This is a genomic window from Pseudomonas sp. 43(2021), from assembly GCF_017490805.1.
Lineage (GTDB): Bacteria > Pseudomonadota > Gammaproteobacteria > Pseudomonadales > Pseudomonadaceae > Aquipseudomonas.
Genome location: NZ_JAFGYJ010000302.1, coordinates 1 through 504 on the forward strand (window position 1 = coordinate 1; position 504 = coordinate 504).

Annotated in this window: 1 tRNA gene; it reads left to right on the forward strand. The window is 48.4% G+C overall.

Annotated elements, in window-relative coordinates:
• Nucleotides 1-383: 383 nt before the first annotated feature.
• Nucleotides 384-459, forward strand: a tRNA-Thr gene (locus tag J5M71_RS27330).
• Nucleotides 460-504: the final 45 nt, after the last annotated feature.

Here is a 504-nt window from a genome sequence, read left to right on the forward strand (position 1 = left end):
TCCATTATCTGCGCATGTTTCGTCGCCTTAACAACACTGGTCATTTTTTGTTCACATAAATAAAAACCTGTAAAACAGGGATTTGCGAACAAGATGAGAATGGCTTCACAAAACCTCGCCCCAAGCAGTCCTAGCGCCCCTCAGTTGTGCATAAGCTGCCAACCAAAAGGACATAACCGACGAATATTGGGCTGGCCGAGTGAATAACTGCAGGGTCCCGAAAGCCCAGACTCAACCGTACGCCCTGCATAAATGCCTTACTGCGCTTGAGGTACAAAAGCTGCGCATTAATTTGCGCAGGACCTGATTTTTCCGGAATGCAAAAATAGTCTGAATTCAGGGGTTTACAGGATCTACCCAATCGCTATAATCGTCGCCCACACGCCGGTATAGCTCAGTTGGTAGAGCAACTGACTTGTAATCAGTAGGTCCCGGGTTCGACTCCTGGTGCCGGCACCATATAGAACAACGACTTAGGCTCACCTTACGTTGGGCCTTTTTCGC